This is a genomic window from Serratia sp. 2880STDY5682894, assembly GCF_001537385.1.
Lineage (GTDB): Bacteria > Pseudomonadota > Gammaproteobacteria > Enterobacterales > Enterobacteriaceae > Serratia > Serratia nevei.
In genome coordinates this window covers 120256-146679 of sequence record NZ_FCJA01000003.1, presented here as the reverse complement: position 1 = coordinate 146679, position 26424 = coordinate 120256, and the positions used below count along the sequence as shown (strand labels likewise).

General features: G+C 63.8%; 30 protein-coding genes. 10 read left to right on the top strand and 20 right to left on the bottom strand.

The annotated features are described in order from the left end of the window. Window positions 1-3: 3 nt before the first annotated feature. The 8 genes from AWX27_RS08975 to AWX27_RS08940 form a co-directional block, all read right to left on the bottom strand. Window positions 4-777 carry an ABC transporter permease gene (locus tag AWX27_RS08975; RefSeq protein ID WP_060421173.1) on the bottom strand — a complete coding sequence of 258 codons (774 nt, stop codon included), beginning with the start codon at window positions 775-777 and terminating at the stop codon, window positions 4-6. Continuing rightward, window positions 774-1709: an ABC transporter ATP-binding protein gene (locus tag AWX27_RS08970; RefSeq protein ID WP_033637623.1), complete on the bottom strand. Its 936-nt coding sequence runs from the start codon at window positions 1707-1709 to the stop codon at window positions 774-776. The genes AWX27_RS08975 and AWX27_RS08970 overlap by 4 nt, the downstream gene beginning before the upstream one ends. Continuing rightward, on the bottom strand, window positions 1706-2866 hold the full coding sequence (locus AWX27_RS08965; protein ID WP_046686654.1) for an ABC transporter permease: 1161 nt from the start codon (window positions 2864-2866) through the stop codon (window positions 1706-1708). The genes AWX27_RS08970 and AWX27_RS08965 overlap by 4 nt, the downstream gene beginning before the upstream one ends. A gap of 61 nt (window positions 2867-2927) precedes the next feature. Then, on the bottom strand, window positions 2928-3857 hold the full coding sequence (locus AWX27_RS08960) for a glycine betaine ABC transporter substrate-binding protein OsmF (RefSeq protein ID WP_047728273.1): 930 nt from the start codon (window positions 3855-3857) through the stop codon (window positions 2928-2930). Between the two features lie 40 nt (window positions 3858-3897). Further along, the gene (locus tag AWX27_RS08955) at window positions 3898-4929 is read right to left on the bottom strand and encodes a fatty acid desaturase (protein WP_060421169.1); all 1032 of its coding nucleotides are present in this window, start codon (window positions 4927-4929) and stop codon (window positions 3898-3900) included. Between the two features lie 89 nt (window positions 4930-5018). Next, complete coding sequence (locus AWX27_RS08950) at window positions 5019-5495, bottom strand: OsmC family protein (protein ID WP_060421166.1); 477 nt, start codon at window positions 5493-5495, stop codon at window positions 5019-5021. Window positions 5496-5635: 140 nt separating this feature from the next. Further along, window positions 5636-6013 (bottom strand): cell envelope integrity TolA C-terminal domain-containing protein, encoded by a 378-nt coding sequence (locus AWX27_RS08945; RefSeq protein WP_060421163.1) that lies wholly within the window; start codon window positions 6011-6013, stop codon window positions 5636-5638. 44 nt (window positions 6014-6057) lie between these two features. Beyond that, window positions 6058-6969, bottom strand: a complete 912-nt coding sequence (locus AWX27_RS08940) for a LysR substrate-binding domain-containing protein (protein WP_049200980.1) — start codon at window positions 6967-6969, stop codon at window positions 6058-6060. Window positions 6970-7109: 140 nt separating this feature from the next. On the opposite strand from AWX27_RS08940, the gene AWX27_RS08935 reads away from it, so the two are divergent. The 3 genes from AWX27_RS08935 to AWX27_RS08925 are packed head-to-tail and all read left to right on the top strand — an operon-like array spanning window position 7110 to window position 10240. Beyond that, a complete protein-coding gene (locus AWX27_RS08935) occupies window positions 7110-7754 on the top strand; it encodes a hydrolase (RefSeq protein ID WP_004939390.1) in 645 nt (214 codons plus the stop codon). A gap of 47 nt (window positions 7755-7801) precedes the next feature. Further along, window positions 7802-8347, top strand: a complete 546-nt coding sequence (locus AWX27_RS08930; protein WP_038880135.1) for an antibiotic biosynthesis monooxygenase — start codon at window positions 7802-7804, stop codon at window positions 8345-8347. A 21-nt stretch (window positions 8348-8368) separates the two neighbouring features. Beyond that, the gene (locus AWX27_RS08925) at window positions 8369-10240 is read left to right on the top strand and encodes an amidohydrolase (protein WP_060421160.1); all 1872 of its coding nucleotides are present in this window, start codon (window positions 8369-8371) and stop codon (window positions 10238-10240) included. Window positions 10241-10342: 102 nt separating this feature from the next. On the opposite strand, the gene AWX27_RS08920 is transcribed toward AWX27_RS08925, so the two are convergent. The 3 genes from AWX27_RS08920 to AWX27_RS08910 form a co-directional block, all read right to left on the bottom strand. Continuing rightward, window positions 10343-11473, bottom strand: a complete 1131-nt coding sequence (locus AWX27_RS08920; RefSeq protein WP_049200982.1) for a Gfo/Idh/MocA family protein — start codon at window positions 11471-11473, stop codon at window positions 10343-10345. Between the two features lie 228 nt (window positions 11474-11701). After that, window positions 11702-12325, bottom strand: coding sequence for a glutathione S-transferase family protein (locus AWX27_RS08915; protein ID WP_060421158.1), 624 nt, complete (start codon window positions 12323-12325; stop codon window positions 11702-11704). A 9-nt stretch (window positions 12326-12334) separates the two neighbouring features. Continuing rightward, complete coding sequence (locus AWX27_RS08910; protein WP_060421155.1) at window positions 12335-12517, bottom strand: DUF1127 domain-containing protein; 183 nt, start codon at window positions 12515-12517, stop codon at window positions 12335-12337. A 180-nt stretch (window positions 12518-12697) separates the two neighbouring features. Here AWX27_RS08910 and AWX27_RS08905 point away from each other — a divergent pair, with 180 nt between their 5' ends. Further along, on the top strand, window positions 12698-14137 hold the full coding sequence (locus tag AWX27_RS08905) for an aminotransferase-like domain-containing protein (protein WP_060421152.1): 1440 nt from the start codon (window positions 12698-12700) through the stop codon (window positions 14135-14137). Here AWX27_RS08905 and AWX27_RS08900 read toward each other — a convergent pair. Then, window positions 14125-14547 carry an NUDIX hydrolase gene (locus AWX27_RS08900; RefSeq protein WP_060421150.1) on the bottom strand — a complete coding sequence of 141 codons (423 nt, stop codon included), beginning with the start codon at window positions 14545-14547 and terminating at the stop codon, window positions 14125-14127. The genes AWX27_RS08905 and AWX27_RS08900 overlap by 13 nt on opposite strands. A gap of 106 nt (window positions 14548-14653) precedes the next feature. On the opposite strand from AWX27_RS08900, the gene sseA reads away from it, so the two are divergent. Further along, a complete protein-coding gene (gene sseA, locus AWX27_RS08895) occupies window positions 14654-15499 on the top strand; it encodes a 3-mercaptopyruvate sulfurtransferase (RefSeq protein WP_060421833.1) in 846 nt (281 codons plus the stop codon). On the opposite strand, the gene AWX27_RS08890 is transcribed toward sseA, so the two are convergent. Beyond that, entirely contained in the window at window positions 15496-16365 is an 870-nt protein-coding gene (locus AWX27_RS08890) for a LysR substrate-binding domain-containing protein (protein WP_060421147.1), read from the bottom strand. The genes sseA and AWX27_RS08890 overlap by 4 nt on opposite strands. Before the next feature lie 105 nt (window positions 16366-16470). On the opposite strand from AWX27_RS08890, the gene AWX27_RS08885 reads away from it, so the two are divergent. From AWX27_RS08885 to AWX27_RS08865, 5 genes are all read left to right on the top strand, one after another. Further along, window positions 16471-17034, top strand: coding sequence for a DUF4865 family protein (locus tag AWX27_RS08885; protein ID WP_060421144.1), 564 nt, complete (start codon window positions 16471-16473; stop codon window positions 17032-17034). An 82-nt stretch (window positions 17035-17116) separates the two neighbouring features. Then, complete coding sequence (locus AWX27_RS08880; protein WP_060421141.1) at window positions 17117-18352, top strand: FAD-dependent oxidoreductase; 1236 nt, start codon at window positions 17117-17119, stop codon at window positions 18350-18352. 68 nt (window positions 18353-18420) lie between these two features. Next, a complete protein-coding gene (locus AWX27_RS08875; RefSeq protein WP_033637606.1) occupies window positions 18421-18681 on the top strand; it encodes a type II toxin-antitoxin system Phd/YefM family antitoxin in 261 nt (86 codons plus the stop codon). A gap of 1 nt (window position 18682) precedes the next feature. After that, window positions 18683-18988, top strand: coding sequence for a type II toxin-antitoxin system RelE/ParE family toxin (locus AWX27_RS08870; protein ID WP_047568680.1), 306 nt, complete (start codon window positions 18683-18685; stop codon window positions 18986-18988). Between the two features lie 24 nt (window positions 18989-19012). Then, complete coding sequence (locus tag AWX27_RS08865; protein ID WP_060421138.1) at window positions 19013-19525, top strand: GNAT family N-acetyltransferase; 513 nt, start codon at window positions 19013-19015, stop codon at window positions 19523-19525. A 22-nt stretch (window positions 19526-19547) separates the two neighbouring features. On the opposite strand, the gene AWX27_RS08860 is transcribed toward AWX27_RS08865, so the two are convergent. The 7 genes from AWX27_RS08860 to AWX27_RS08830 form a co-directional block, all read right to left on the bottom strand. Beyond that, the gene (locus AWX27_RS08860; RefSeq protein WP_049272535.1) at window positions 19548-20060 is read right to left on the bottom strand and encodes a DUF2165 family protein; all 513 of its coding nucleotides are present in this window, start codon (window positions 20058-20060) and stop codon (window positions 19548-19550) included. 118 nt (window positions 20061-20178) lie between these two features. Then, window positions 20179-20877: an urea ABC transporter ATP-binding subunit UrtE gene (urtE, locus tag AWX27_RS08855; RefSeq protein WP_049201010.1), complete on the bottom strand. Its 699-nt coding sequence runs from the start codon at window positions 20875-20877 to the stop codon at window positions 20179-20181. 12 nt (window positions 20878-20889) lie between these two features. Further along, on the bottom strand, window positions 20890-21696 hold the full coding sequence (gene urtD / locus AWX27_RS08850) for an urea ABC transporter ATP-binding protein UrtD (RefSeq protein WP_060421136.1): 807 nt from the start codon (window positions 21694-21696) through the stop codon (window positions 20890-20892). Continuing rightward, complete coding sequence (gene urtC / locus AWX27_RS08845) at window positions 21693-22769, bottom strand: urea ABC transporter permease subunit UrtC (protein ID WP_060421132.1); 1077 nt, start codon at window positions 22767-22769, stop codon at window positions 21693-21695. The genes urtD and urtC overlap by 4 nt, the downstream gene beginning before the upstream one ends. Further along, complete coding sequence (gene urtB / locus AWX27_RS08840) at window positions 22769-24349, bottom strand: urea ABC transporter permease subunit UrtB (protein ID WP_060421130.1); 1581 nt, start codon at window positions 24347-24349, stop codon at window positions 22769-22771. Before urtB ends, urtC begins: the two co-directional genes overlap by 1 nt. A 56-nt stretch (window positions 24350-24405) precedes the next feature. Beyond that, window positions 24406-25674: an urea ABC transporter substrate-binding protein gene (urtA, locus tag AWX27_RS08835; RefSeq protein WP_060421129.1), complete on the bottom strand. Its 1269-nt coding sequence runs from the start codon at window positions 25672-25674 to the stop codon at window positions 24406-24408. Window positions 25675-25700: 26 nt separating this feature from the next. Then, on the bottom strand, window positions 25701-26420 hold the full coding sequence (locus AWX27_RS08830) for a GntR family transcriptional regulator (RefSeq protein ID WP_060421829.1): 720 nt from the start codon (window positions 26418-26420) through the stop codon (window positions 25701-25703). Between the last annotated feature and the right edge of the window lie 4 nt (window positions 26421-26424).

The window sequence follows — 26424 nt, the reverse complement described above, 5'->3', positions numbered from 1 at the left end:
CCCTTACCCCGCCGGAGTGGACGCCAGCGTCTGCTGACGCCAGGCGGTGAGATAACGCACCCAACGTTCGAACAGCATATCGGTGATAATAGCCAACAACGCCACCACCGCCGCGCCCTGGATCACATAGGCGGTGTTAAACCCGCTCAGACCGATGATGATCGGCGAGCCGAGGGTTTTGGTGCCGACGGTGGAAGCGATGGCCGCCGTGCCGATGTTGATGATCACCGACGTGCGGATCCCGGCGACGATCACCGGCGCCGCCAGCGGCAATTCGACCCGCCACAGAATTTGCCAGGCGCTCATCCCCACGCCGCGGGCAATCTCGCGCGTGGCGGGCGGCACCGATTCGATGCCCGCCAGCGTGCCCTGCAGGATCGGCAGCAGGCCGTACAGCACCAGCGCAATGATCGCCGGCTGTTCGCTGAAGCCCATCACCGGCACCGCTACCGCCAGCACCGCCACCGGCGGGAAGGTCTGCCCCACCGCCACCACCGTTTCCACCAGCGAACGAAACTCCCGACCGCTGCGCCGGGTGACGGCCACGCCGGCCGCCACGCCGAGAGCCACCGCGATCAGGCTGGAGATCGCCACCAGCGACAGGTGCGCCCCCACCAGCGCGATAAAGCTGTCCTGCTGATAAATGGGCCGCTCCAGATCGGGGAACCAGGCGGAGAACAGGCCGCGCAGATGATCCATGCCGAACACCAGCGCCAACAGCAGCGCCAGCGTCCAGGGCAGCGGATCGCGCAACAGGCGCCAGACGCGCCCGCTCATGACAGCGCCTGCCCGGCGATCAGATCGTTAAAGTGCAACACCCCCAACGCTTCGCCCCGTTCATCCACCACCGGCAGGCAGTCGCTGCCGCGCGCCACAAACACCGACAGCGCCTCGCGCAGGCTCATGGCGGCAGCGATCGGTTCGCCCTCGGCGGCGCCGGGCCGCACCCGCTCCGCCACCGTTCCCAGCGACAGCAGCTTGATGCCGCGATCGCTGCGCCCGAAGAAATCCCGCACGAAGTCGTTGGCCGGCGCGGTCAGCAGCGCCAGCGGCGTGCCCTGTTGCACCACCCGCCCCTGATCGAGCAGCACCAGGCGATCCGCCAAGCCCAGCGCTTCATCGATGTCGTGCGTCACCAGCACGATGGTGCGGCCGGAGAGCTGATGGATGCGCGCGATCTCCGCCTGCAGCGCCGCACGGGTAACCGGATCCAGCGCGCCGAACGGTTCGTCCATCAGCAACACCTCGGGATCGGCGGCCAGCGCGCGCGCTACCCCCACCCGCTGCTGCTGCCCGCCGGACAGCTGATGCGGGTAGCGGCGGCGAAACAGATCCGGCTCCAGATGCAACAGCTCCAGCAGTTCGGTCACCCGATCGCGAATGCGCGCGCGCGGCCATTTCAGCAGCTGCGGCACGGTGGCGATGTTCTCCTCCACCGTCCAGTGCGGGAACAGGCCGATCGACTGGATCGCATAGCCCATGCGCCGCCGCAGATCCTGCGGTTTGAACGACTGGATCTCTTCGCCGGCAAAGAGAATCTTGCCCCGATCGTGTTCGATCAGGCGATTGATCATTTTTAACGTCGTGGACTTGCCGGAACCCGAGGTGCCGATCAACACGGTGAATTCGCCCTCGGCGATGTGCAGCGTGAGATCGTCCACCGCCGGCTTGCCCTGAAAAATTTTGCTGACTTGCTCAAAGTGAATCATCGGCGCGATACGTCCAGGATTGAAACCCAAAATTTAAACAGCGAATCGACGATGACCGCCATCATGACCACCGGGATCACCCCCAGCAAAACCAGATCCAGCGCGCTGCTGAGCAGCCCCTGGAACACGATGGCGCCAAAGCCGCCGGCGCCGATCAGCGCCGCCACCACCGCCATGCCGACGGTTTGCACCGCCAGGATGCGCACGCCGGTCAGGAACAGCGGTAGCGCCAACGGCAGCTGCACGCGCAGGAAGATCTGCCCGCGCGTCAGCCCCATGCCGGTGGCGGATTCGATCACCCCGGCCGGCACGCTTTGCAGCCCCGCCACCACGCTGCGCACCAGCGGCAACAGCGCGTACAGCACCAGCGCCACGATCGCCGGCGCCATGCCGATGCCGCTGACGCCGTGCTCCGCCAGCCAGGGCACCGCCGTCGCCAGCCCCGCCAATGGCGCGATCAGCAGGCCGAACAGCGCGATGGACGGCACGGTCTGGATAATGTTCAGCGCGGAGAAAATCGGCCGCTGCCAGCGTTCGGAGCGAAAACACAGCACCCCGAGCGGCACGCCGATCGCCAGCGCCGGCGCCATCGTCGCCAGCAGAATGGTCAGGTGCTGCAACAGCGCGGCGTCAAACACCTCCTGGCGATTGTGGTACTCCTTCAGCAGCGACAGCTGATCGAGCTGATGCCCGAACAGCAGCAGCGCCGGCGGCACCAGCACCAGCGCGTTGCCGAGCATCCGCCACAGGTGCGACGCGGTGAGGCGCGCCATGGCGTCGGCGGCGATCAGCAGGCTCAGCGCCATCGTCAGCCAGCATCCGCTGCCCCAGGAGGTGCGCGCCAGGCGCGATCCCTCCTGCGCCAGGCGTTCGGCGGCCTGCCCGCTGATCCAGAATGCCAGCGTCAGCACCCCGCAGGCGGCCAGCGCCGCCAGCAGCGCCCGCCCCCGCGTCGGCGGCAACAGGCTGAGGATCGCCAATGCCGCCAGCGGCAACAGCAGCCACAGCGCCGGGCCGTGCAGCAGGGAGAACAAGGAGAGGCTTTTGCCCGACAACAGGCGATTGGGGGCATAACTGAGGAACGGCAGGCCAAACGCGGCCAGCAGCAACAGCATGAACAGCGTCAACAAGACGCGATGTTTTACGGCGATAGTCAAAGAAACGCTCCGGCTCCCTCGGTTTACCCCCTCTCCCGACGGCAGAGGGGGCACCTCGGCATTATCCCTTAACAAACCCTTTCTCTTTCAGGTAAGCGGCCGCCACCTGTTTGGCGTCCTGGCCTTCCACGGCGATCTGCGCGTTGAGTTTTTGCAGCGTCGGCCCGTCCAGCGAGGCGAATACCGGCTTCAGCAGCTCAGGCAGATTGGCGTGCGCCTTCAGCGCCGCTTCGCGCACGATCGGCGCCGGCGCGTAGATCGGCTGTACGCCTTTCGGGTCCGCCAGCGTCTGCAGCCCCAGCGCCGCCACCGGGCCATCGGTGCCGTAGGCCATCGCCGCGTTGACGCCGGAGGTCTGCTCCGCCGCCGCCTTGATGGTCACCGCCGTATCGCCGCCGGCCAGGGACAGCAGCTGATCCTGATTCAGTTTGAAACCGTAGGCGTTCTGGAACGCCGGCAGCGCATCCGGCCGCTCGATAAATTCCGCCGAGGCCGCCAGCTTGAACTTGCCGCCGCCGTTGATCCACTTGCCGAGATCCGACAGCGTCTTCAGATGGTTGGCCTCCGCCACGTCCTGACGAATGGCGATGGTCCAGGTGTTGTTGGCCGGCGCCGCATCCAGCCAGACGATTTTGTTTTTGTCGTAGTCGAGCTGCTTCACCTTCTCGAAGCCGGCCTGGGCGTTCTTCCACGCCGGATCTTTCTCATCGGAGAAGAAAAACGCGCCGTTGCCGGTGTATTCCGGGTAGATGTCGATCTCGCCGGAGGTGATGGCGCCGCGCAGCACCTTGGTGGTGCCGAGCTGCAGCTTGTTGGTGGTCTTGATGCCGTTGGCTTCCAGCACCTGCACGATGAGGTTGCCGAGCAGCGAACCTTCGGTATCGATCTTGGAGCCGACGCGCACCGAGTCGGCCGCCTGCGCCAGACCGCCGGTGGCCAGCAGGGCCAGCGCGACGGCAAAGGAACGTCCGCGTGATAAGGTGATTGCCATACTTTTCCTCTGGTTATACGTTTTCCGGCTCATGGGCCGGTTAGGTTGGAAAATCCTGAGAAACGCGCTTCCAGCGCGCAATAAATTTTTCCGTCGGCAGGGCATCGCCTTCTCCCTGCGGTTCATCGGCGCGCAACGGATGCACGCCAACGTCGATCGGCGTCAGGGCATAATCGCGCAGCCACTCGCCGTAGCCCTGCGCGACAAATCCCTGGCTGCGCCGCTGATACGTCTCACTCTCCGCCAGATAGACTTCGCGCAAACCGTACCAGGGCAGGCCGGGCAGATCGTGATGCACTAAATGGTAGTTCAGATTGAGAAACAGCAGCCGCCACGGCCAGCCCGCCTCATTAATAATAGAACGTGCCTGCGGTGCGTCCACGGCGCGATGCTCAAAAAACGATCTTACCTTGGTCAGCGCCAGCGCCGGGTAGCTGATGGCCAGCAGGTAAAACGCCGCGCCGATACCCTGCGCCTGCAGCCAGTTCAGCAATATCACCAACAGCGACAGGTGCACTCCCCACATCATCCAGGTACGCCACTCCCCAGAGGCAAGCGCTTTCACCGCCCCGGCCAGGGTCGCGGCGATATCCAACGCCGGGCCGAGGAGCACCCGGCCGATCAGCGTATTGCGCACGGCGGCCAGCAGCGGCAACAGGCGGGGATAGCGCCGCCACTGCGCGGCGCTGAAGTAATAGCTTTCGGGATCTTCGTGCGGATCGGTCAGGTGGTCGTTACGGTGGTGGCGCAGATGCGAATCGCGATACAGCCCATAGGGATACCACACCGCCAGCGGCAACAGGCCGAACAGCTGATTGACGCGCGGCCAGCGCGTCGGATGGCCGTGGATCAGCTCGTGTTGCAACGACAGGTACCAGGTGGTCAGGAGAATCAACAGCGGCGCGCCAAGCCACGGGCCCAGCGTTTGCCACCCCAGCGCCACGCCGAACCAGCCGCCGTACACCGCCGCCATGATCCCCCAGGTGGGCAATTCCATTCGCCAATAGCGGCGCCGATAAAGCTGCCTGATTCGTTCGCGCTGTTCGGGGTGCAAATAGTGGGCATGGGACATGCTGCGGCTCGCGGTGAGAGATTTTCTCCCAGTATCCGCGAGCCGTAGCGGCGTTCAAAATAACGAAAATGGCAAAGCTAAGTGAAAATTCAGCGGGTTGCGTACGCGGCCTGCGGTTCGCAGGCCACCGGGAAATTCACCGAGTTGGCGATAAAGCACAGGTGATGCGCCTTCTCGTGCAGCTGTTGCGCCAGTTGCAGATCGTCGCCGTCGCGCACCGTGACCTGCGGCCGCAGCGTCACCGAGGTGAAAAAGCCGCCGCGCGCCGCGTCTTCACGCATCACCCCGACGGCGTTGTCCTGATAGGCCAGTACGGAAATGCCCGAGGTGGCGCACAGATGCAGATACCATAATTTGTGACAGGCGCTGAGCGAAGCCACCAGCAAATCTTCCGGGTTCCAGCGCGTCGCGTCGCCGCGGAAGGCCGGATCGGCGGAGCCGGCGATGTCTGCCTTGCCCACGGCGCCGATCAGGTGATCGCGCCCGTAGGCGCGGTAATCCTCGGTGCCTGCGCCCAAATTCCCCTGCCAGGTGACCGCCACCTGATAATGATGCTCGCCTTTCATGCCTTTTTCTCCCGTTGGCCGGCCAATGAAACATCGTCTTGAGACGTGCCCGGAAAACACTATTGGTGGAAAAGCGTGAATACGCAAACGGCGAAACGAGAAAAAACGGGCCGCGCAGGCGGCCCGTCCGTTACCTCCCTTCAGGGAACGAAATCGAGCACCACGGCGTTGAACAGCGCGTACTCGGTGGCGGTGGCCATCGGCGGAAACTGCGCGTGCTGCACCGCCGCGCTCGCCGCTGCGCACAGGGGCGCGTCGCCTCTTACGATATTGCTGCTCGCCAGCTTGCCGTCCGGCCGCAGCCGAATGCTGATGGTGCAGCGTTGGCCGCGCGCGCGTTCAGGCAAACGCAGTTCGCGGCTCACCGCGTTATGCACCCGCACCGGATAGCTGAGCGGCACCGTGGCCTGCGCCTCGGCCTGCGGCTCCGGCAACGGGATGCCGGCCTGACGCCCGGCGCCGCAGCCGCTCAGCAGCAACAGCGCCAACAGCGCCAACAGGCTTAGTGTCTTTTTCATTCCCTATGTCCTTATTGGGGGGATTTATCCTTAACGCGCGGCCCTCACTGCGCCGCCGGGTAAGCCTCGCCGTCATCCGCGTAACGCTGCAGCCGCTCGCGCCACCACTTGGCCGCCAGACCGCTGGCGCTTTCCCGCCAGCCGAAATAGGCAACGTCGCTGCAGCGCTCAGATTCCACGCGTTTCGCCACCAGTTCGCCGCTGTTCAGGTAAGGTTCCGCCAGAGAACGCGGCAGATAGCCGCAGCCCAACCCGGCCAACTGCGCCTGCAGCTTGGCGTCGAAGCCGAAGACCGTCAGCGTATCCTGCTCTTCGAGCAGGTTCAGGCTCTGCGGCGCATTGACCCGCGAGGTATCGCGCACCACCACCGCCCGGTGCTGACGGATTTCGTCCTTCGGCAACGGTTCCGGCAGCGTCGCCAGCGGATGCTGCGGCGCGACGGCGAACACGTAATCCAACTGCCCCAGCCGGCTGAACGCATAGCCCACCCGCGACGGCGGCTCGCAGATGGCGCCGATGATAATGTCGGCGCAGCCATAAACCAGCGATTCCCAGGAGCCGGCCAGCACCTCGTGGCTGAAACGCAGCCGGGTATGATGATGTTGCCGATAGAACTCGTCGATCAGTGGCAACAGGCGGGCGAACGGGAATGAGGCGTCGATCCCGAGCGTGATCTCGCTTTCCCAGCCGTTCTCCACGTAGCGCGCCTGCTGCTCCAGATCCTGCGCCGCCCGCAGCAACACCCGGCCTTTTTCCAGCATCAGCTTGCCGGTATCGGTGAACTTCGCCCGATGGCCGGAGCGGTCCAGCAGGGTGATGTCGAGATCGTTCTCCAGCTTTTGCACCATATAGCTAAGTGCCGAAGGGGTTTTAAACAGTGCGGCGGCCGCGGCGGCGAAAGATCCGTGCCGGTCCAGCGCGTCCAAAATCAGCAGCGCTTCCAGGTTTAATCTCATGCTTTCTCCCGTGTATAAAAAAACTCAACAAGTCGGCAAAAATTCTGCGGTATCTTTGAAATCGCCCTCTGCCTACCATGCGTTTTATCGGCGTTACACTCATCAGATGTTCAACCGAAATATCACTGGGAAGGTAAATTATGTCCAAGTTTCAACTGCTTGATAAAGACAACTCCGCACTGATTTTTATCGATCATCAACCACAAATGGCCTTCGGCGTGGCTAATATTGATCGTCAGCAACTGAAAAACAACGTTGTTGGTTTGGCGAAGGCGGGCAAGATTTTCAACGTCCCCACCCTTTTCACCTCGGTAGAAACCGAAAGCTTCAGCGGCTATATCTGGCCGGAATTGCTGGCGGTACACCCTGAAATCACCCCGATTGAACGCACCTCGATGAACTCCTGGGAAGACGCGGCCTTCGTTAAAGCCGTGGAAGCTACCGGCCGCAAAAAGCTGGTGATCTCCGCGCTGTGGACTGAAGTGTGTCTGACCTTCCCGGCGCTGATGGCGCTGGAAGCCGGCTATGAAGTGTATGTGGTGACCGACACCTCCGGCGGCACCTCCGTCGATGCGCACGAGCGTTCGATCGACCGCATGGTGCAGGCCGGCGCCGTGCCGGTGACCTGGCAGCAGGTGCTGCTGGAGTACCAGCGCGACTGGGCGCGCAAAGATACCTACGACGCGGTGATGGCGCTGGTGCGCGAACACAGCGGCGCGTACGGCATGGGCGTCGACTACGCTTACACCATGGTGCACCACGCACCGGCTCGCACGGTGAAATAATCCCCTTGCCCCGGCCCTGCGCCGGGGTATTTTCAGGAGTCGGTTTTATGGCCCATCCGCAGCATGTCACGCTGGTGATCACCCACCGTTTGGCGCCGGGGAACGAGCAGGCCTATGAGGCCTGGCTGAACCGCATCATGCCCGACGCCGCGGGCTTCACCGGCCATTTGGGCGTCAACGTGATTCGCCCTTCCGGCGACGAACAGGCCTATACGGTGTTGGTCCGCTTCGACAACCTCGACAACCTGTACCGCTGGATCCACTCGCCGCTGCGCAAGCAATACATCGAAGAAGTCACCCCGCTGCTGCTGGAGAGCGACCATATCGAGATCCGCCCCGGCGCGGAGTTCTGGTTTACCCCGCCCAACCCCGGCGTGCGCCAGCCGCCCCAGTGGAAACAGTTCATCATCACCCTGCTGGTGATTTTCCCTTCCACCAATCTGGTGCCCTGGTTTTGGGGGTTGGTGCTGCCGCAGCTGGACGGCACGCTGCTCGGCCATTTTCTCAATGACGCCACCGTGGTCGCCCTGGTGGTGTACCTGTGGATGCCTATCGTGACTCGCGTTTTTCATCAATGGCTGACCCGCCGCTAGGCGGTTCGCCGGGAGAATGTTATGAACCACCACGCTTCATTGATCATCACCAACGGCAAGTTTCACACCGTCGATCGCCAAAATCCCACCGCACAGGCGGTCGCCATCCGCGACGGCAAGTTTCTGGCGGTCGGTAGCGAAAGCGAAGTCATGCAGCATGCCGGGCCGGAAACCCAGGTGATCGACCTGCATGGCCACATCGCTATTCCAGGCCTGAACGACTCGCACCTGCACCTGATCCGCGGCGGCCTGAACTATAACCTGGAGCTGCGCTGGGAAGGCGTGCCTTCGCTGGCCGACGCCCTGCGCATGTTGAAAGAACAGGCGCTGCGCACGCCGAACCCGCAGTGGGTACGGGTGGTCGGCGGCTGGACCGAATTCCAGTTCGCCGAGCGCCGCATGCCGACGCTGGACGAGATCAACCAGGCGGCGCCGGACACGCCGGTGTTCATTCTGCACCTCTACGATCGCGCGCTGCTCAACCGCGCGGCGCTGAAGGTGGTCGGCTACACCAAAGACACGCCGAACCCGCCGGGCGGCGAGATCCAGCGCGACGCCAACGGCAACCCGACCGGCATGCTGATCGCCAAGCCCAACGCCATGATCCTGTACGCCACGCTGGCGAAAGGGCCGAAGCTGCCACTGGAACAGCAAGTCAATTCCACCCGCCAGTTTATGCGCGAGCTGAACCGTCTGGGCCTCACCAGCGCCATCGACGCCGGCGGCGGCTTCCAGAACTACCCGGAGGATTATCAGGTGATCGCCGAGCTGCACGAGAAAAAGCAGCTGACCATCCGCATCGCCTATAACCTGTTCACCCAGCGGCCGAAGCAGGAGCTGGAAGACTTCGAGCTGTGGACCGACATGCTCAAGCCGGGTCAGGGTACCGACTTCTATCGCCACAACGGCGCCGGCGAGATGCTGGTGTTCTCCGCCGCCGACTTCGAAGACTTCCTGCAGCCGCGCCCGGATCTGCCGCCGGGCACCGAAGACGAGCTGGAGCGGGTGGTGCGCCATCTGGTCGAGCACCGCTGGCCGTTCCGCCTGCACGCCACCTATGACGAATCCATCAGCCGCATGCTGGACGTGTTCGAGAAGGTGAACCGCGACATTCCGTTCAACGGGCTGCACTGGCTGTTCGACCACGCCGAAACCATTACCGAGCGCAATATCGAGCGGGTCAAGGCATTGGGCGGCGGCATTGCGGTGCAGCACCGCATGGCGTTCCAGGGCGAATATTTCGCCGACCGCTACGGCATCGAAGCCACCAAACATACGCCGCCGGTGGCGAAAATGCTGGCGGCCGAGCTGCCGGTCGGGCTGGGCACCGACGCCACCCGCGTCGCCAGCTACAACCCGTGGACGGCGCTTTACTGGCTGGTTTCCGGCCGCACCGTCGGCGGCATGGCGATGTACGACGACAGCGCCCGGCTGGATCGCGAAACGGCGCTGATGCTGTGGACGCAAGGCAGTGCCTGGTTCTCCACCGAACAGGGCAAGAAAGGCCAGATCAAGGTCGGCCAACTGGCGGATTTGGCGGTGCTGTCGCAGGACTATTTCAGCGTGCCGGAAGAGCAGATCAAAGGCATAGAGTCGGTGATGACGGTGGTGGACGGCAAGGTGGTCTACGCCGCCGGCAGCTTCTCGCCGCTGGCACCGCCGCCGCTGCCGGTGCTGCCGGAGTGGTCGCCGGTCACCCAGGTGCCGGGCCACTACCGCTCCGCGCCGCCGTCGGCGGCTGCCAAAGTCGGCGTGCTGAGCCAGGCGCACCAATGCTGTGGCCCGTGCGGCGTACACGCACATCAGCATGACATTGCGCGCCGCTCCAGCATCCCGGTGTCGGATGAAAATGCCTTCTGGGGCGCGTTCGGCTGTTCGTGCTTCTCGTTCTAAGTTGCCAGGTCAGCAACTTATTATGTAACTAGCTTAATAAGATATTAATTTAGCAACATAACAAATTAATGGCGCTGTCCACGAGAGAGCGCCATTTCATTTTCAATCGCGGTTGATCTCCAGCCAGCGCCGCTGCTCGGCGGAGGCGGCTATCGCATCCAGCACGCAAGACACCTTCCAGCCTTCTTCAAAGTCCGGCCACATGCGATCGCCCGCGGCGATGCCATTGACCAGATCGCGGATTTCCACCGTCTTCTGATCGTTAAAGCCGATGCCGTGCCCGGCGCTGATGCAGAACGCCGCGTAGTCCGGGTGCTTCGGCCCTACCAACAGCGTTTTGAACCCCTGCCGCTCCGCCGGCTCATCGTGCCGATACAGCTTCAGCTCCGCCATCCGTTCCTGGGTATAGCTCAGCGTGCCCTTGGTGCCGGTGACCACATAGGTCAGCCCCATCTTGCGCCCGCAGGCGATGCGCGAGGTTTCGAGAGTGCCCATCGCCCCGCCGGCGAAGCGCAGCAGCGCGCTGGCCTGATCTTCGTTTTCCACCGGCAGCAGGCGCGCCGGGTCTTGCGGATCCGGGCGCTGTTTGATCACGGTCTGCATATCGCCGGAGACCGCCACGATATCGCCCACCAGGTAGTGGGCCATGTTGACGATATGCGCCGCCAGATCCCCCAACGCGCCCAGCCCGGCGCTGGCGCGGCGGCAGTGCCAGTCAATCGGCGTGCGCGGATCGGCCAGATAATCCTCGTTGTGGGTGCCGTAAAAATGCACCACCTCGCCGATTTCGCCGTTAGCGATGATCTCACGAGCCAGCTGGCTGGTCGGGTTCTTCATGTAGTTGAAACCGACCAGCGTTTTCACGCCTTTGGCGCGGGCGGCCTGCACCATCTCCGCCGCGTCGGCGGCGTCCAGCGCCAGCGGTTTTTCCGAATACACGTGCTTGCCGTGGCGGATCGCCTCCAGCGCCATCTCTTTGTGCAAGAAGTTGGGCGCGCAGATGTCCACCACGTCGATCGCCGGATCGGCCACCAGCTGCCGCCAATCGCCGGTCGAACGCGCAAAACCGAACTCGCCGGCGCGCTGCGCCGCCAGCTCGGGCGTCACTTCCGCCAGCATCTCCAGCACCAGCTCCCCTTTCAGAGGAAAGACCGTGGGGGCCTGCGCATAAGCGATAGCGTGGCAACGCCCGATATAACCGGTGCCGATTAACCCAACGCGTACCTGTTTCATCATTTTCTCCCGTGATCGAAATCCTGCGTAGAACCAGGCGCCGTTCAATGAAACGCGCCGTCTGATAACGGGTTTATATGGAATATAAATTTCAATAACAAGCGCGCGGGAAAATAAAGTTCATATTCGTGATGCCGTTCATGAAACGTTGACGGGATGATGCAACGCAGAAAGCCCAGACACGGCTTGCCGTATCCGGGTGAGATAAAATGAACCGTTTATTTCATATCACGGTAAACCGTTGGCGCCGTGCTGCACGTAGCCGGGGCGTTGCAGCAGGCGCTGCTGATAGGCCGCCAGCGCCGCATAATCCGGCCGCTCGAACGGCGTCATCAGCCAGCGATTCAGCGACAGCCCCAGCACCACGTCCGCCAGCGTGAAAGCGGCGCCGGCGGCATAAGGGCCGTGCTGCGCCAAATGCCTGTCCAGCAACCCCATCAGCCGGTTCCACTCACGCTCGGCGGCGGCCAGGCTGGCGGCATCCTGATAATCCGCATGCCCACGCACCCGCGACATGAACACATAGCGCCAGGCGCCGTTCAGATCGGTGGCCTGCCAGTCCATCCACATCTCCACCGCCGCACGCGCGCCGGGTTCCTGCGGCAGCAGATCGCGGCACCCTTCCCGCCCCGCCAGATAGCGGCAAATGGTGTTCGACTCCCACAGCACCCGCTCGCCGTCGATCAGCACCGGCACCAGGCCGTTCGGGTTCAGCGCCAGAAACGCCGGCTCCTGCGTGGAGCGAAAGCCGCTGCCCCACTCCTCCCGCGCCAGCGGCAGCCCCAGCTCCTGGCAGGTCCACAGCACCTTGCGCACGTTGATCGATGAAGCCTTGCCCAAGACTCTCAGCATCGGTTTTCCTTATTCTTTCCAGAACGGTTTATAGCCTTCACGCCGGGCTTCCACCTGCGTCAGGCCGATGTCCGCCAGCTGCCTGTCGTTCAACAGTAACAGCTCCTTTCTCGTTCTGTGCCGCAGCAGATAGAGACGCCAGCGTGACCAACCTACCGAGCGCCGCAGCGGCGTACCAGAAAACAGAGCCATGTTGTTATTCTCCCTGATGTTTTCACGTTGCAGTCATCATGCTCGCCGGGAGAAAAACAATACAGATTCACACTGGCGCTATTTTTTTCATACAGCTGTGCCAAAAAAACCGCTGAATGGTTTACTTTGAAAGCATCTGTACCGGTTTTTTAATCATTCATCCCGATAAGAGGCCTCTGTATGACACGCTACGCCACCCTGGCCGCCATTCTCAGCCAACGTATTCAGCAAGGGCTGTATCCGGCCGGCCACCGCCTGCCTTCGGTGCGCACGCTGAGCCAGGAGCACGGCGTCAGCATCAGCACGGTGCAGCAAGCCTACCGACTGCTCGAGGAACAGCGCCTGGTGGAAGCGCGGCCGAAGTCGGGCTACTTCGTGCATACGCAGCGCGCGCAGGCCGAGCTGCCCGCCATGACGGCGCCGGTGCAGCGGCCGGTAGACATTTCGCAATGGGAGCAGGTGCTGGAGCTGGTGCGCAGCCGGCCGCGCGAGGGCCTGATCCAGCTGGGGCGCGGCATGCCGGATATCGCCGAGCCGACGATGAAACCGCTGATCGTCGCCCTGCGCAACGCCGCCCGCCACGGCGACCTGCGCAGCCTGTATTACGACAGCATTCAGGGCGTGGCCGCGCTGCGCGAACAGGTTGCCCGCCTGCTGCTGGATTCCGGCTGCCAAATCGGCCCCGATCAGTTGCTGATCACCACCGGCTGCCAGGAAGCGATCTCCGCCGGGCTGCGCGCCGTTTGCCAATCCGGCGACATCGTGGCGGTCGACTCGCCCTGCTTCCACGGCACCATGCAGACGCTGAAAGGCCTGGGTATCAAGGCGCTGGAAATCCCCACCGATCCGCTCACCGGCGTCAGCCTGGCGGCGCTGGAGATGGCGCTGGAACAGTGGCCGGTCAAGGCCATCCTGCTGACGCCCAACTGCAATAACCCGCTGGGCTACATCATGCCCGACGCCCACAAACAGCGGCTGCTAACGCTGGCGCAGCGCCACGACGCGGCGATCATCGAGGACGACGTCTACGGCGACATCGCCTATCACTACCCGCGGCCGCGCACCATCAAGTCGTTCGACGAAGACGGCCGCGTGCTGCTGTGCAGCTCGTTTTCCAAAACGCTGGCGCCGGGGCTGCGGGTGGGCTGGATCGCGCCCGGCCGCTACCTGGAGCGGGTGCTGCACATGAAGTTCATCGGCTCCGGCGCCACTGCCACCCAGCCGCAGCTGGCGATCGCCGAATTTATCCGCGGCGGGCACTATCTGCAGCACCTGCGGCGCATGCGTGCCCGCTACCAGCAGAACCGCGACCGCATGACCGACCTTATCCTGAAGCACTTCCCGGCCGGCACCCGCGTCAGCCGGCCGCGCGGCGGCTTTATGCTGTGGATCGAACTGGACGAGGCGTTCGACACCCTGCGGCTGAACCGCCATCTCGAGCCGCAGGGCGTGCAGATCGCCGTCGGCAGCATCTTTTCCGCCGCCGGCAAATACCGCAACTGCCTGCGCATCAACTATGCGCCTAAGCTGACGGCGGAGATCGAACAGGCGGTGCAGCGGGTCGGCGCCACCATCCAGCAGCTGATGCCGAGCGGCGTGTTGCAACCTCAGACGGACTGAAGCAAAAACTCCGCCACCCGGCGGCGCAGATGTTCGATGCCCTGCGGATGGTGAATAAACTGCGCCACCGGCATCATCTGCCAGCGCTGGCCCTCGTCGCCGAAGCGAATGGCGGCGATCTGCGCCGGGGCGATGTCGCCGGCCATAAACCAGGTCGGCGGGGAGCCGGGCAGGATGCCGTCGTAGCGCCGCCGCCAGGTCACCTGGCATTCGGCGATCGCCACGCCGAATTCTTCCTGCGTCTCCCGCTGCACGCACTGCAGCGGCGTTTCGCCGTTTTCCCGCCCGCCGCCGGGCAGATCCCACTGGCCGGGCCACGGAATGCCCGGTTTGTCGTCCCGCTGGTAGACCAGCAAGCGATCGTCGCACAGCAGCGCGATCTTGGCCCCGCCAAACGCCTGATCCGTCATGTTTTCTCCGCTCCCCGCCCATCCTCTTTGACTGAACATCATACTTCATCCCCGCGCGGCCTGGTGTATAGTGAAAATCCGTTTTCACAACAGGCGAACAATGACGATGAACTCTCCGTTTCTGGTGACTCCCCAATGGCTTGCGCAGCATATCAACGATGAAAATCTGGTGGTGATCGACGTCCGGATGTCGCCGGTCGGGCTGACGCCGAAGAAAGACATGCTTGCCGAGTTCGAACGCGGCCATATCCCTGGCGCGGTCTATTTCGATATCGACGAGGTGGCGGACAAAAACACCGCGCTGCCGCACATGCTGCCGACGGCGGCGGAGTTTGGCGCGGCGGCGGGCAAGCTGGGCATCAGCGAGCGCGATACCCTGGTGATTTACGATGAGGGCAACCAGTTCTCCGCGCCGCGCGGCTGGTGGACCTTCCGCAATTTCGGCGCCCGGCATGTTTACGTGCTGGACGAAGGGCTGAACGGCTGGACCGCGCTGGGCCAGGCGCTGGAGACCGGCCCGGCGCAGCCTGAGCCGCAGACGTTCAACGCCCGGTTCAACGCCGACGCGGTGGTGGATATGCGGCAAGTGGAACAGGCGTTAGGCACGCCGGTGCAAATTCTCGACGCGCGCGCCGCGCCGCGCTTTTATGCCGAAGCGCCGGAGCCGCGCCCCGCCCTGCACCGCGGCCATATTCCCGGCAGCATCAACATTCCGTACGGCGAGCTGCTGGAGAACGGCCGCTTCAAATCGCTGGAAGCGCTGCGCCAAACCTTCAGCGACAAGGGCGTGGACATCAACGGGCCGATCATCACCAGCTGCGGCTCCGGCGTGACGGCAGCGGTGCTGGCGTTCGGCCTGCTGTCGCTCGGCGCGCCGCAGGTCAAGCTGTATGACGGCGCCTGGAGCGAATGGGGCCAGCTGAGCGGCAAGCAGCCTATCGCTAAAGATTAAGTGCCGATCCGCTCGACCACGATCTGCGCCAGCCGCTGCACGGCGGCGGAAGGCTGATCCTCGGCGCGGTGCAGCACCACGCCGAGCTGGCCGAGAGCGGGCAGCAGTTCGGGCGCCAGCGGCGCCAGGCCGGGCGGCAAACCCGCCGCCGTGCGCACCGTAACGCCCAACCCGGCATTCACCGCCGCCCAAACGCCGTTCAGGCTGCGGCTGGTAAAGGCAATGCGCCAGGGAATGCCGGCGCGATCCAGCGCCTGCGTCGCCGCGCTGCGCATCAGGCAAGGCGCGTCGAACATCACCAGCGAAAGCGGCTCATCCCCTTCCCGCCAGGGCGCCAGCGCGAAGCCGGGCGAGGCGATCCAGTGCAGCTGCCGCTGCCCCAGCGCCTGATGAAACGGCGTGTTCAAGCCGCCATCCCACGCCAGCGACAGATCCAGCTGGCCTTTCAGCACCCAGTCGATCAGCTCGGCATTGCGGGCGATGCGCGCCTCGATGCGCACCTTCGGATTGGCGCGCGCGAAACTGCCCAATACCTGCGGCAGAAACGTCTCGCCGAAATCCTCCTGCAGCCCCAGCCGCACCGTGCCCTGCAGATCCAATCCGCGCACCGCGGCGGCGGCTTCGTCATTGAGCTCCAGCAGACGGCGCGCGTAGCCGAGCAGGGTTTCCCCCGCCTCGGTCATCACCATGCCGCGCCCGGCCTTGCGCAGGATCGGCGCGCCGACCTGCTGTTCCAGCTTTTTCAGGTGGGCGCTGACCGCTGAAGTCGAGCGCCCTAACCGTTCAGCGGCCTTGGCAAAGCTGCCCAGTTCGACGCCGGTAACAAAGCTGCGCAAATCCTCGAGATCGAACGTTATTCGCCCCATGCTGACCATCCTGATTTTCTGAATCATCAATCAAAATAATACCGATTTTACTGATAAAGATGGCGTGTCACGCTCTCCCGGTCAATGTCTTTCCGGAGAATCCTTATGCTCGCGATGCAATACCGTTTCACCCTGCCCGCCGATTACGACATGGCGATCGTCCGCCGCCGCATCGCCGATTTCGGCCACCGGCTCGACGCCTGCCCGCAGCTGATCGTCAAAGCCTATCTGTACGCGCAGCGCAGCGAAGGCAGCGCCGAGAACCTCTACGCCCCCTTCTACCTGTGGAACAGCAGCGCCGGCATGAGCGACTTCCTGACCGGCGAAGGTTTCAGGGGGCTCAGCCAGGCATTCGGCTGGCCACGCGTCAATCATTGGCTGCCGTGGCTGGCGCATTTCGATCGTCCTCATCTGACCGAGGCCGCCTGGGCGACCTGTCAGGAGCAGATTATCGCCCCCTACAGCGATCTGCCTGCGCTGCGTCAGCAACAGCAGGCGGCCCCCGGCGCGCTGGCCTCCATCGTGGCATTCGACCCCGCCGACTGGCGATTAGTGCGGCTGGATTTATGGCGTGAACCGCCGCAGTCCCCTGTGCAAAACGGCCAGCTGTTCCGCGTCGGCCATCTGTCCGCCCCCTTTGACCACACTGCGCCGCGGGTTGACAGCTAAACTTGATATTGATAATCATTATCAACACTAAACATTCATTTGCGGTTCGCGGGATGCGGGCCGCTCTCCGGGGTCAACCGCCATGCCGTCATCACCGATCACACCTTACGCCACCACCTGCTGCATCGTGGGGGGCGGCCCCGCCGGGCTGATGCTCGGCTATCTGCTGGCGCGGGCGGGGATCGACGTGACGGTGCTGGAGAAGCACGCCGACTTCCTGCGCGATTTTCGCGGTGACACCATTCACCCGTCGACGCTGGAAGTCATGCACCAGCTGGGCCTGCTCGACGAACTGCTGACGCTGCCACACCAGCGCGCCGAATCCCTGCACGCCGAAGTCGCCGGGCGCGACATTAAGCTGGCGGATTTCACTCGCCTGCCGACGCGCTGCAAATTTATCGCCTTTATGCCGCAGTGGGAGTTCCTCAACTTTTTGGCACAGCAGGCCGCCGCATTCCCCCATTTCAGGCTGCTCACCTCGACGCAGGTTCATCAGCTGCTCTACGACCGCGGCCAGGTATGCGGCGTGCTGGCCAACACGCCGGAAGGCCCGATCCGCGTGCGCAGCCAGCTGGTGATCGGCACCGACGGCCGCAACTCGGTGGTGCGCGAACAGGCGGCGCTCAGCAGCCGCTCCTTCGGCGCCCCGCGCGACGTATTGTGGATGAAGCTCAGCAAGCAGCCGGGCGATCCGGCCTGGTCGATGGGCCATACCGGGCCGAAGCAGAACTTCATCATGATCGACCGCGGCGACTACTGGCAGTGCGGCTACTCGATCGATAAAGGCAGCTTCGACGCGATCCGCCGCAGCGGCCTGGAGAAATTTTTGCTGCACCTCGCCGAGGTGGCGCCATTCCAGGACGATCGCCTGCAGGAGATCGTCGAGTGGGATCAGGTGAAGCTGCTGAGCATCCGCATCGATCGTCTGGATCGCTGGGCCAAACCGGGGGTGCTGTGCATCGGCGACGCCGCGCACGCCATGTCGCCGATCGGCGGCGTGGGCGTCAACCTGGCGATTCAGGACGCGGTGGCCGCCGCCAACGCCCTGATCCCGCCGCTGCGCCAGCATCGGCTGCAGCTGAAGCATCTGCTGAGCGTGCAGCGCCGGCGCGAATTCCCCACCCGTGCCATCCAGTTTTTGCAGATCAAAATGAGCCAGCGCAAGCCGGGCGAACGCCGCGCGGCGGGCGGTTCGCGCCTGATCGCCCGCGTCGGCAACAGCCGCTGGCTGCCGCGCCTGTTCGGCCGCATCATCGGCCTGGGTTTTCGCCGTGAAACGCCGCGACATCTGTCCAACGAAACCTGCCCGCCGGAATAATATTGGTTGTTTTTCCATCGCACCGTATAATGGTTAAATCGAACGATTTAATTAACTGGAGCGATTAAATGTACGCACTCAGCGCGAACGAGGCCAAAACCCAATTCGGCGATTTGCTGCTCAAGGCGCAGCGTGAGCCGGTGCAAATCAATCGCAACGGCAAACCGGTCGCCGTCGTCATGTCGGTAGAAGACTACCAGGCGCTGGAAGATCTCAAATTACGCGCGCTGCAGCAAAAAATCGCGCAGGCTACCGCCGAGGAAGACGCCGGTAAGGCGGTAGACGGCGATGCCTTCTTCAACCGTCTGCTCACCGACGAAACCGACTGATATGCCCGCGTTTCGCCTCACCCCGCAAGCCCAACAAGATCTGTTGGCTATTCGTCATTTCACCGTCGAGCACTGGGGCAAAGCGCAATCTCACCGCTATCTTGAGCAGTTGAGAGAGGTCATGCATCATCTGGCGGATATGCCGGAAGCGGGTAAGGCACACTTTCACGATCTGGGCGAAGAGATACGCAGTTTTCCTTACGCCAGCCATAGGATCTACTACCGCAGCCGCCCTGCCGGCATCACCGTTCTTGCCATTCTGCACCAGGCGATGGTGCCCCACCGGCATCTGGAACAACGGCTGTAATTTTTCTTACTCAAAGGGGCACAGATGTTCACCGTCCGTCAGGCATTGCTGGAAGATTTAACCCAGGTACGCGATATCGGCATCCGCACCTATCGCGCGCACTTCGGTGAGCTGTGGCGCTACCCGCACGAGCTGGAGGCCTTTCTGGCCGAGGATTTTTCCGTCTCTGCGCTGGAACGGACGCTGCGCAATCCCGACGTGTGCTGGCTGTTGGCCTATGAGGATGACGCCCTGGTCGGCTATGCGCGCGTGAACTTCGACAGCCTGTTGGCCGCCACCCAACGGCGCGGCGCCGAACTGCAAAAGATCTACTTCCTGCCGGATTACGCCGGGCGCGGTTTCGGCCGACAATTTTTCGAACAGGTGCAACGGCGGGCCGTCGAACGCCGTCAGCCCCTGCTGTGGCTGGAAGTGCTGAAACAGAACGCAGACGCCCAGCGCTTTTATCAGCGGCAAGGCCTGGCCGTATGTGGCGAGGCCCAATACACCAGCGAACAGGGTGCCATCGAACTTTGGGCGATGAGCAAGGCGCTGTAACCGCGCCCCGCTCCGCCGTCGTTTAGCGCGGCTCCCGCTGCAGCATCAGGAACAGCAAGGCAAACGCATTGGGCGCCAGGTAGATCAGCGCCCCCAGCTGCACCGCCAGCGGATCCTTCTTGGCCTGCCAGGCCATAAACCAGTCGCCGGCGACCACCATAAAGCCGACGCCCCACACCGCAATTGCGCAAATCGCCCCCAGCATCGCCCAGGCTTTACCCTTGGCGAAGGCGGCGTAAGGGCCTTTCAATCGCCCGATCATCAGCACCACGCCTGCGGCCGCGAATAGGCCGGCCAGCGTTTCCAGCGTGGTGATGACAGCCAACCCCAACATGCAGGCCCAGTCGGCGCTGATCGCGCGCCACATCAACCCCGGCGTCTGATAGGTATCCTGCATGGCGAGCAGCGGGCCCACCGCATTGCGCGCGGTGCCGGCGAAATCCGCCGTATTGTTCAACAGGCTGAACAGCCCCCACAGGGCCGGAAACAGGGACAGGACAATGCAACCGAGGCGTGACACAGTGATTTCGTTCATGATGATGTTAGCTATCCATGGCAAGGGATTAATAAAAAACGCCTTTTAGATTAGTCCATAACATCCGCAAGGAGAAACAGCTGCACGACTTTCAGACATGCGGCTCCCTTTGCCTCGTTCAAATCGCCACCAGCCCGCGTACACCGTCCTGTTCCATATTGCTGCCGGCGCCGCGCTGCACGATGCTACCGCGCGACATCACCAGATAGCTGTCCGCCAGATCGGCGGCAAAGTCATAGAACTGTTCCACCAGCAGGATCGCCATATCGCCCTTCGCCGCCAGCTGCTTGATCACCGCGCCGATCTCCTTGATCACCGAAGGCTGGATCCCTTCCGTCGGCTCGTCGAGGATCAGCAGCTGCGGCCGGCAGGCCAGCGCCCGGCCGATCGCCAGCTGCTGCTGCTGCCCACCGGAGAGATCGCCGCCGCGCCGATCCTTCATTTGCCGCAGCACCGGAAACAAGTCATAGATCGGATCCGGCACCGTGCGTGCGGCGGCGCCGGAAAAACGCGCCAGCCCCATCAGCAGATTTTCCTCCACCGTCAGACGCGGGAAAATCTCCCGCCCCTGCGGCACATAGGCGATGCCCGCCTGCACCCGCTGATGCGGTTTTTTACCGGTGATGGTTTCGCCCTGCCAGCGGACGCTGCCGCTGCGCGCCGGGACCAGCCCCATCAGGCATTTCAGCAGCGTGGTCTTGCCCACGCCGTTGCGCCCCAGCAGGCAGGTCACCTCGCCGATGCGCGCCTCGAACGACAGGCCGCGCAGAATGTGGCTGCCGCCGTAATACTGATTCAATTCCTCTACCTGTAGCATCGTTACGCCTCCTCAGCGCCCCAGATATACCTCAATCACCCGTTCATCGGCCTGCACCTGGGCCAGCGATCCTTCCGCCAGCACCTGCCCCTGGTGCAGCACCGTCACGCGATCGGCGATGGTTTCCACAAACCCCATATCGTGTTCCACCACCATCAGCGAATGCTTGCCCGCCAGCTCGCGGAACAGTTCGGCGGTGTAGTCGGTTTCGGCGTCGGTCATGCCGGCCGCCGGTTCGTCGAGCAGCAGCAGGTGCGGTTCCTGCACCAGCAGCATGCCGATCTCGAGAAACTGTTTCTGCCCGTGGGACAGCAACCCGGCGGGCCGGTGGCGTTCATGCCCCAGCCGCAGGGTCTTCAACATCTCGTCGATGCGGTCGCGCTGTTCGCTGCTCAGGCGAGCACGCAGGCAGGCCCACACCGATTTGCGGGTTTTCTGCGCGATCTCCAGATTTTCGAACACCGTCAGCGCCTCAAACACCGTCGGTTTTTGAAACTTGCGGCCGATGCCGGCGTGGGCGATCTGCATCGGCGCCAGCTGGGTCAGATCGACGGTCTGATCGTAAAACACCCTGCCGCTGTCCGGCCGGGTCTTGCCGGTGATCACATCCATCAGCGTGGTCTTACCGGCACCGTTGGGGCCGATCACGCAGCGCAGTTCGCCGACGCCAATGCGCAGCGACAGATCGGTCAGCGCGCGAAAACCGTCGAAGCTGACGTTGACGTTGTCGAGCTGCAGCACCGGATCGGTTTGCTGCCGGTATTTATCCGCCGGCAGCGGGTGGGTAAACAGCTCGTCGGTCACTTGCATCGCTTTCATGAGGTTTTCCTCCGGCGCAGCAGGCCGATCACCCCTTTGGGCAGAAACAGCGTGACGACGATAAACATAAGGCCGAGGAAGAACTGCCAGTATTCGGGAATGGCCATGGTGAACCAGCTCTTGGCGCCGTTGACGATGCCGGCGCCGAGCAGCGGCCCCACCAGCGTGCCGCGCCCGCCGAGCGCCACCCAGATGGCGGCCTCGATCGAGTTGGTCGGCGACATTTCGCCGGGGTTGATGATGCCGACCTGCGGCACATAGAGCGCGCCGGCCAGCCCGCACAGCACCGCCGACAGCGTCCAGACGAACAGCTTGAAGCCCTTCGGATCGTAGCCGCAGAAGGTCAGCCGGTTTTCCGCATCGCGCACCGCGGTCAGCACCCGGCCGAACTTGCTGCGCGCCAGCGCAAAGCCGATGGCCAGGCTGGCGGCCAGCAGCAGCACCGTCGCCAGGAACAGCGCCACCCGCGTGCCGGGGCCGGTGATGGGAAAGCCGAGCAGCGTGGTGAAACCGGTAAAGCCGTTATTGCCGCCGAAGCCGGTTTCGTTGCGAAAGAACAGCAGCATGCCGGCATAGGTCAGCGCCTGGGTCATGATCGAGAAATATACCCCTTTGATTTTCGAGCGGAAGGCGAAGTAGCCGAACAGGAAGGCCAGCAGGCCCGGCACCAGCACGATCAGGCACAGCGCCCAGGCGAAATGCTGGGTGCCGCTCCAGAACCACGGCAGCTCATTCCAGGAGAGGAACGCCATAAACGCCGGCAGCCCGTCGCCCGCCGCCTGCCGCATCAGGTACATGCCCATGGCGTAGCCGCCGAGCGCGAAGAACAGCCCGTGGCCGAGCGACAGCAGCCCGGCATAGCCCCATACCAGATCGAGCGCCACCGCCACCACCGCGTAGCACAGGATCTTGCCCGCCAGCGTCAGGGTATAGGTGGACACCGCCAGCGGATGATCCGCCGGCAACAGCGTCATGAACGGCATCACCAGCAGCGCCAGCAACGCCAGCCCGCCGATGCTCAACGCCAGCCGGGGCGCTTTCTGCACGCCGGTCACGGTCAATGGTTGGCTCATCAGTCAATCACCCTGCCCTTGAGGGCGAACAGCCCCTGCGGGCGCTTTTGAATAAACAGAACGATCAGCACCAGGATCAGGATCTTGCCCAACACGGCGCCGATCTGCGGCTCGAGGATCTTGTTGACGATGCCGAGGCCGAAAGCCGCCGCCACCGTCCCCGCCAGCTGGCCGACGCCGCCGAGCACCACCACCAGGAACGAATCGATGATGTAGCCTTGCCCCAGCTCCGGCCCGACGTTGCCCAACTGCGACAGCGCCACCCCGCCGAGCCCGGCGATGCCGGATCCCAACCCGAAGGCCAGCATGTCCACCCGCCCGGTGGGCACGCCGCAGCAGGCCGCCATCGCGCGGTTTTGCGTCACCGCGCGCACGTTCATGCCGAGCCGGGTCTTGTTCAGCAGCAGCCAAGTCATCGCCAGCACCAAGAGCACGAACGCGATCACCGCGATGCGGTTCCACGGCAGCACCAGGTTCGGCAGCAGCTGCACGCCGCCCGACAGCCACGCCGGGTTGGCGACCTCCACGTTCTGCGCCCCGAACAGCACCCGCACCAGCTGGATCAACACCAGGCTGATGCCCCAGGTGGCCAGCAGAGTCTCCAGCGGCCGGCCGTACAGGTGGCGGATCACCGTGCGCTCAAGCAGCATGCCGATCCCGGCGGTGATGGCGAACGCCACCGGCAGCGCCGCCAGCGGGTAGAGCGCCAGCCACTGCGGCGCAAACTGCTGAAACAGCCCCTGCACCAGGTAGGCGGAATAGGCGCCGAGCATCAGCATTTCGCCGTGCGCCATATTGATGACGCCGAGCAGGCCGTAGGTGATCGCCAGCCCGAGCGCCGCCAGCAGCAGGATCGAACCGAGCGACAGGCCGCTGAACGCCTGGCCGAGCAGATCGCCGATCATCAGGCGATGCTGCACCTGCTGCAGGCTGCGTTGCGCCTCGGCGCGCACCGCGGCGTCCGGCTCGTGGGCGGCGTCGGTTAACGCTTGCAGCCGCGCGCGGGTTTCCGGCTCGCCCGATTCGCCCAACAGCCGCACCGCATTGAAACGCACCTGCGGATTGCCGTCGGCCAGCTGCAGGTTAGCCAGCGCCAGGCTCAGCGCCTGATGCACCTGTGGGTCTGTTTCCCGCGCCAGCTGCCGGGCCAACAGCGGCAGCTGCTCGCCGTTCGCTTCGCGCTGCAGTGCGCTCGCCGCCTGCAGCCGCACCGCCGCGTCCGCGCTGACCAGCCGCTGCGCCGACAATGCGTTGGCAATCAGAATGCGCAGCCGGTTGTTCAGCCACACCTTCTTCGGTTCGCCAACCGGGGCCGCCTCGCCCTCGAGCGGCAGATAGCGATCGCCCTGGCGGATAAAGGCGCGCTTCGCCCCGTCGATCGCCACGGTTTCCTGCTGCAGCCCCTGCAGCAGCGGCAGGCGCGCGGCGTCCGGCTCGGCCGCCCAGGCCTGCAGCAGTTTGGCCTGCTGCGCACGGTTGGCCGCCGCAAACTCATCGGCCGGCCCGGCCTGCGCCAGCAGGGGCCAGGCGCACAGCAGCCACAGCCCGACGCGCAGAGAAGATAAAAACGGAGATTGCATCAGCTGCCTCTTCTGTTGGGCCGGCGGGCGTTGGGCCGCGCCGGCGCTGAGTGACGTTACTTGCCGCCCTTCACCGGGTAATCCGGCCTCTTGTCGTTGCCGGCGATATACGGGCTCCACGGCTGTGCGCGCACCGGCGCTTCGGTCTGCCACACCACGTTGAACTGGCCGTTGCCCTCGATCTCGCCGATCATCACCGGCTTGTGCAGATGGTGGTTGGTCTGGTCCATGGTCAACGTGAAGCCCGACGGCGCGGCGAAGGTTTGCCCGGCCATCGCCGCGCGCACCTTATCGACGTCGGTGGTGCCGGCCTTTTCCACCGCCTGCGCCCACATGTGCAGGCCGACGTAGGTGGCCTCCATCGGATCGTTGGTGACCGCGGTGGCGTAATTCGGCAGGTTGTGCGCCTTGGCGTAGTCTTTCCACTGGCTGACAAACTGCTTGTTGGTCGGGTTATCCAGCGATTCGAAGTAGTTCCAGGCCGCCAGGTTGCCCACCAGCGGTTGGGTATCGATGCCGCGCAGCTCTTCCTCGCCGACCGAGAAGGCGATCACCGGCACGTCGGTGGCCTTGACGCCCTGGTTGGCCAGCTCTTTGTAGAACGGTACGTTGGAGTCGCCGTTGATGGTGGAGATCACCGCCGTGTTGCCGCCGGCGGCAAACTTCTTGATGTTGGCGACGATGGTCTGGTAATCGCTGTAACCGAACGGCGTGTAGACCTCTTCAATATCCTTGTCCTGCACGCCTTTGCTGTGCAGGAAGGCGCGCAGGATCTTGTTGGTGGTGCGCGGATAGACGTAATCGGTGCCCAGCAGGAAGAAGCGCTTGGCGCCGCCGCCGTCCTCGCTCAGCAGGTATTCCACCGCCGGGATCGCCTGCTGGTTCGGCGCCGCGCCGGTATAGAACACGTTCGGCGACATCTCTTCGCCTTCGTATTGCACCGGGTAGAACAGCAGCCCGTTCAGCTCCTCAAACACCGGCAGCACCGACTTGCGCGACACCGAGGTCCAGCAGCCGAACACCGCCGCCACCTTGTCCTGGCTCAGCAACTGGCGCGCCTTCTCGGCGAACAGCGGCCAGTTGGAGGCCGGATCCACCACCACCGGCTCCAGCTTTTTACCGAGCACCCCGCCTTTGGCGTTGATCTCGTCAATGGTCATCAGCGCCACATCCTTCAGCGGCGTCTCGGAAATCGCCATGGTGCCGGAGAGCGAACTCAGAATGCCGACCTTGATGGTGTCGGCGGCCTGCGCGCTCCAGGCCAGGCCCAGGCCGATCGCGGCGGCGGACAGCGCAAAAGCTTTGATAAAACGACGACGTTGCATAGTTCAAACTCCTGATGTGTGTGAAATCAAAATCGTTGCGCCGAGCGCGCGGGCTGCTGGGACCGCGCCTGATGCAACATGTGCAGCGTTATTTTTCGTACCTCTGCCTTGCTGACGGCGATATGCTCGCCGAGCAGCGCTTGCGCCGCCTCGCTTTGCCGCTGCAGGATCGCCTGCAAAATGGCGGCGTGTTCGCGGTAGGTGGCGTCCACCCGCGCCTGCTGGGTGAAATCCAGCCGGCGAATGATGCGGATCTTTTCGGTCAGCTCGCGGTGAATGCGCGCCATCTCGCCGTTGCCCGCCGCGGCCACCAACGCCTGATGAAACTGCTCATCGTGCTGCGACACCGCCTGGCCGTCCGCCAGACGCGGCGCTTCGGTCCAAAAACGGTTCAGCGCCGCCAGCGCGGCCGGCGTTTCCCCGGCCGGCCATTCGCACAGCCGTTTCACCGCCTCTTGTTCCAGCACGATGCGCAGGTCGTACAGCTCTTCGAAGTAGGCAAAGTCGAACGGCCGCACCTGCCAGCCGCTGCGAAACAGCACCTCGACATAGCCTTCGCGCTCGAGCCGAAACAGCGCCTGACGCACCGGCGTGCGGCTGGCCGCCATGCGCTGCGCCACGTCGCTTTCGCTGAAGCGATCGCCCGGCAGCAGGCGAAACTCGAAGATGTCGGCCTTGAGCTGCAGATAAATGCGCTCCGCCAGCCCCTCAGGCCGCGCCTTGTGCTCCCCGTTGGTGATTTGCATCATC

What these genes read in the sequence shown, in the direction of transcription:
- AWX27_RS08975 (WP_060421173.1), bottom strand. Translation starts at nt 777, where the DNA reads ATGAGCGGGCGCGTCTGGCGCCTGTTGCGCGATCCGCTGCCCTGGACG.
- AWX27_RS08970 (WP_033637623.1), bottom strand. Translation starts at nt 1,709, where the DNA reads ATGATTCACTTTGAGCAAGTCAGCAAAATTTTTCAGGGCAAGCCGGCG.
- AWX27_RS08960 (WP_047728273.1), bottom strand. Translation starts at nt 3,857, where the DNA reads ATGGCAATCACCTTATCACGCGGACGTTCCTTTGCCGTCGCGCTGGCC.
- AWX27_RS08955 (WP_060421169.1), bottom strand. Translation starts at nt 4,929, where the DNA reads ATGTCCCATGCCCACTATTTGCACCCCGAACAGCGCGAACGAATCAGG.
- AWX27_RS08950 (WP_060421166.1), bottom strand. Translation starts at nt 5,495, where the DNA reads ATGAAAGGCGAGCATCATTATCAGGTGGCGGTCACCTGGCAGGGGAAT.
- AWX27_RS08945 (WP_060421163.1), bottom strand. Translation starts at nt 6,013, where the DNA reads ATGAAAAAGACACTAAGCCTGTTGGCGCTGTTGGCGCTGTTGCTGCTG.
- AWX27_RS08940 (WP_049200980.1), bottom strand. Translation starts at nt 6,969, where the DNA reads ATGAGATTAAACCTGGAAGCGCTGCTGATTTTGGACGCGCTGGACCGG.
- AWX27_RS08935 (WP_004939390.1), top strand. Translation starts at nt 7,110, where the DNA reads ATGTCCAAGTTTCAACTGCTTGATAAAGACAACTCCGCACTGATTTTT.
- AWX27_RS08930 (WP_038880135.1), top strand. Translation starts at nt 7,802, where the DNA reads ATGGCCCATCCGCAGCATGTCACGCTGGTGATCACCCACCGTTTGGCG.
- AWX27_RS08925 (WP_060421160.1), top strand. Translation starts at nt 8,369, where the DNA reads ATGAACCACCACGCTTCATTGATCATCACCAACGGCAAGTTTCACACC.
- AWX27_RS08920 (WP_049200982.1), bottom strand. Translation starts at nt 11,473, where the DNA reads ATGAAACAGGTACGCGTTGGGTTAATCGGCACCGGTTATATCGGGCGT.
- AWX27_RS08915 (WP_060421158.1), bottom strand. Translation starts at nt 12,325, where the DNA reads ATGCTGAGAGTCTTGGGCAAGGCTTCATCGATCAACGTGCGCAAGGTG.
- AWX27_RS08910 (WP_060421155.1), bottom strand. Translation starts at nt 12,517, where the DNA reads ATGGCTCTGTTTTCTGGTACGCCGCTGCGGCGCTCGGTAGGTTGGTCA.
- AWX27_RS08905 (WP_060421152.1), top strand. Translation starts at nt 12,698, where the DNA reads ATGACACGCTACGCCACCCTGGCCGCCATTCTCAGCCAACGTATTCAG.
- AWX27_RS08900 (WP_060421150.1), bottom strand. Translation starts at nt 14,547, where the DNA reads ATGACGGATCAGGCGTTTGGCGGGGCCAAGATCGCGCTGCTGTGCGAC.
- sseA (WP_060421833.1), top strand. Translation starts at nt 14,654, where the DNA reads ATGAACTCTCCGTTTCTGGTGACTCCCCAATGGCTTGCGCAGCATATC.
- AWX27_RS08890 (WP_060421147.1), bottom strand. Translation starts at nt 16,365, where the DNA reads ATGGGGCGAATAACGTTCGATCTCGAGGATTTGCGCAGCTTTGTTACC.
- AWX27_RS08885 (WP_060421144.1), top strand. Translation starts at nt 16,471, where the DNA reads ATGCTCGCGATGCAATACCGTTTCACCCTGCCCGCCGATTACGACATG.
- AWX27_RS08880 (WP_060421141.1), top strand. Translation starts at nt 17,117, where the DNA reads ATGCCGTCATCACCGATCACACCTTACGCCACCACCTGCTGCATCGTG.
- AWX27_RS08875 (WP_033637606.1), top strand. Translation starts at nt 18,421, where the DNA reads ATGTACGCACTCAGCGCGAACGAGGCCAAAACCCAATTCGGCGATTTG.
- AWX27_RS08870 (WP_047568680.1), top strand. Translation starts at nt 18,683, where the DNA reads ATGCCCGCGTTTCGCCTCACCCCGCAAGCCCAACAAGATCTGTTGGCT.
- AWX27_RS08865 (WP_060421138.1), top strand. Translation starts at nt 19,013, where the DNA reads ATGTTCACCGTCCGTCAGGCATTGCTGGAAGATTTAACCCAGGTACGC.
- AWX27_RS08860 (WP_049272535.1), bottom strand. Translation starts at nt 20,060, where the DNA reads ATGAACGAAATCACTGTGTCACGCCTCGGTTGCATTGTCCTGTCCCTG.
- urtE (WP_049201010.1), bottom strand. Translation starts at nt 20,877, where the DNA reads ATGCTACAGGTAGAGGAATTGAATCAGTATTACGGCGGCAGCCACATT.
- urtD (WP_060421136.1), bottom strand. Translation starts at nt 21,696, where the DNA reads ATGAAAGCGATGCAAGTGACCGACGAGCTGTTTACCCACCCGCTGCCG.
- urtC (WP_060421132.1), bottom strand. Translation starts at nt 22,769, where the DNA reads ATGAGCCAACCATTGACCGTGACCGGCGTGCAGAAAGCGCCCCGGCTG.
- urtB (WP_060421130.1), bottom strand. Translation starts at nt 24,349, where the DNA reads ATGCAATCTCCGTTTTTATCTTCTCTGCGCGTCGGGCTGTGGCTGCTG.
- urtA (WP_060421129.1), bottom strand. Translation starts at nt 25,674, where the DNA reads ATGCAACGTCGTCGTTTTATCAAAGCTTTTGCGCTGTCCGCCGCCGCG.
- AWX27_RS08830 (WP_060421829.1), bottom strand. Translation starts at nt 26,420, where the DNA reads ATGCAAATCACCAACGGGGAGCACAAGGCGCGGCCTGAGGGGCTGGCG.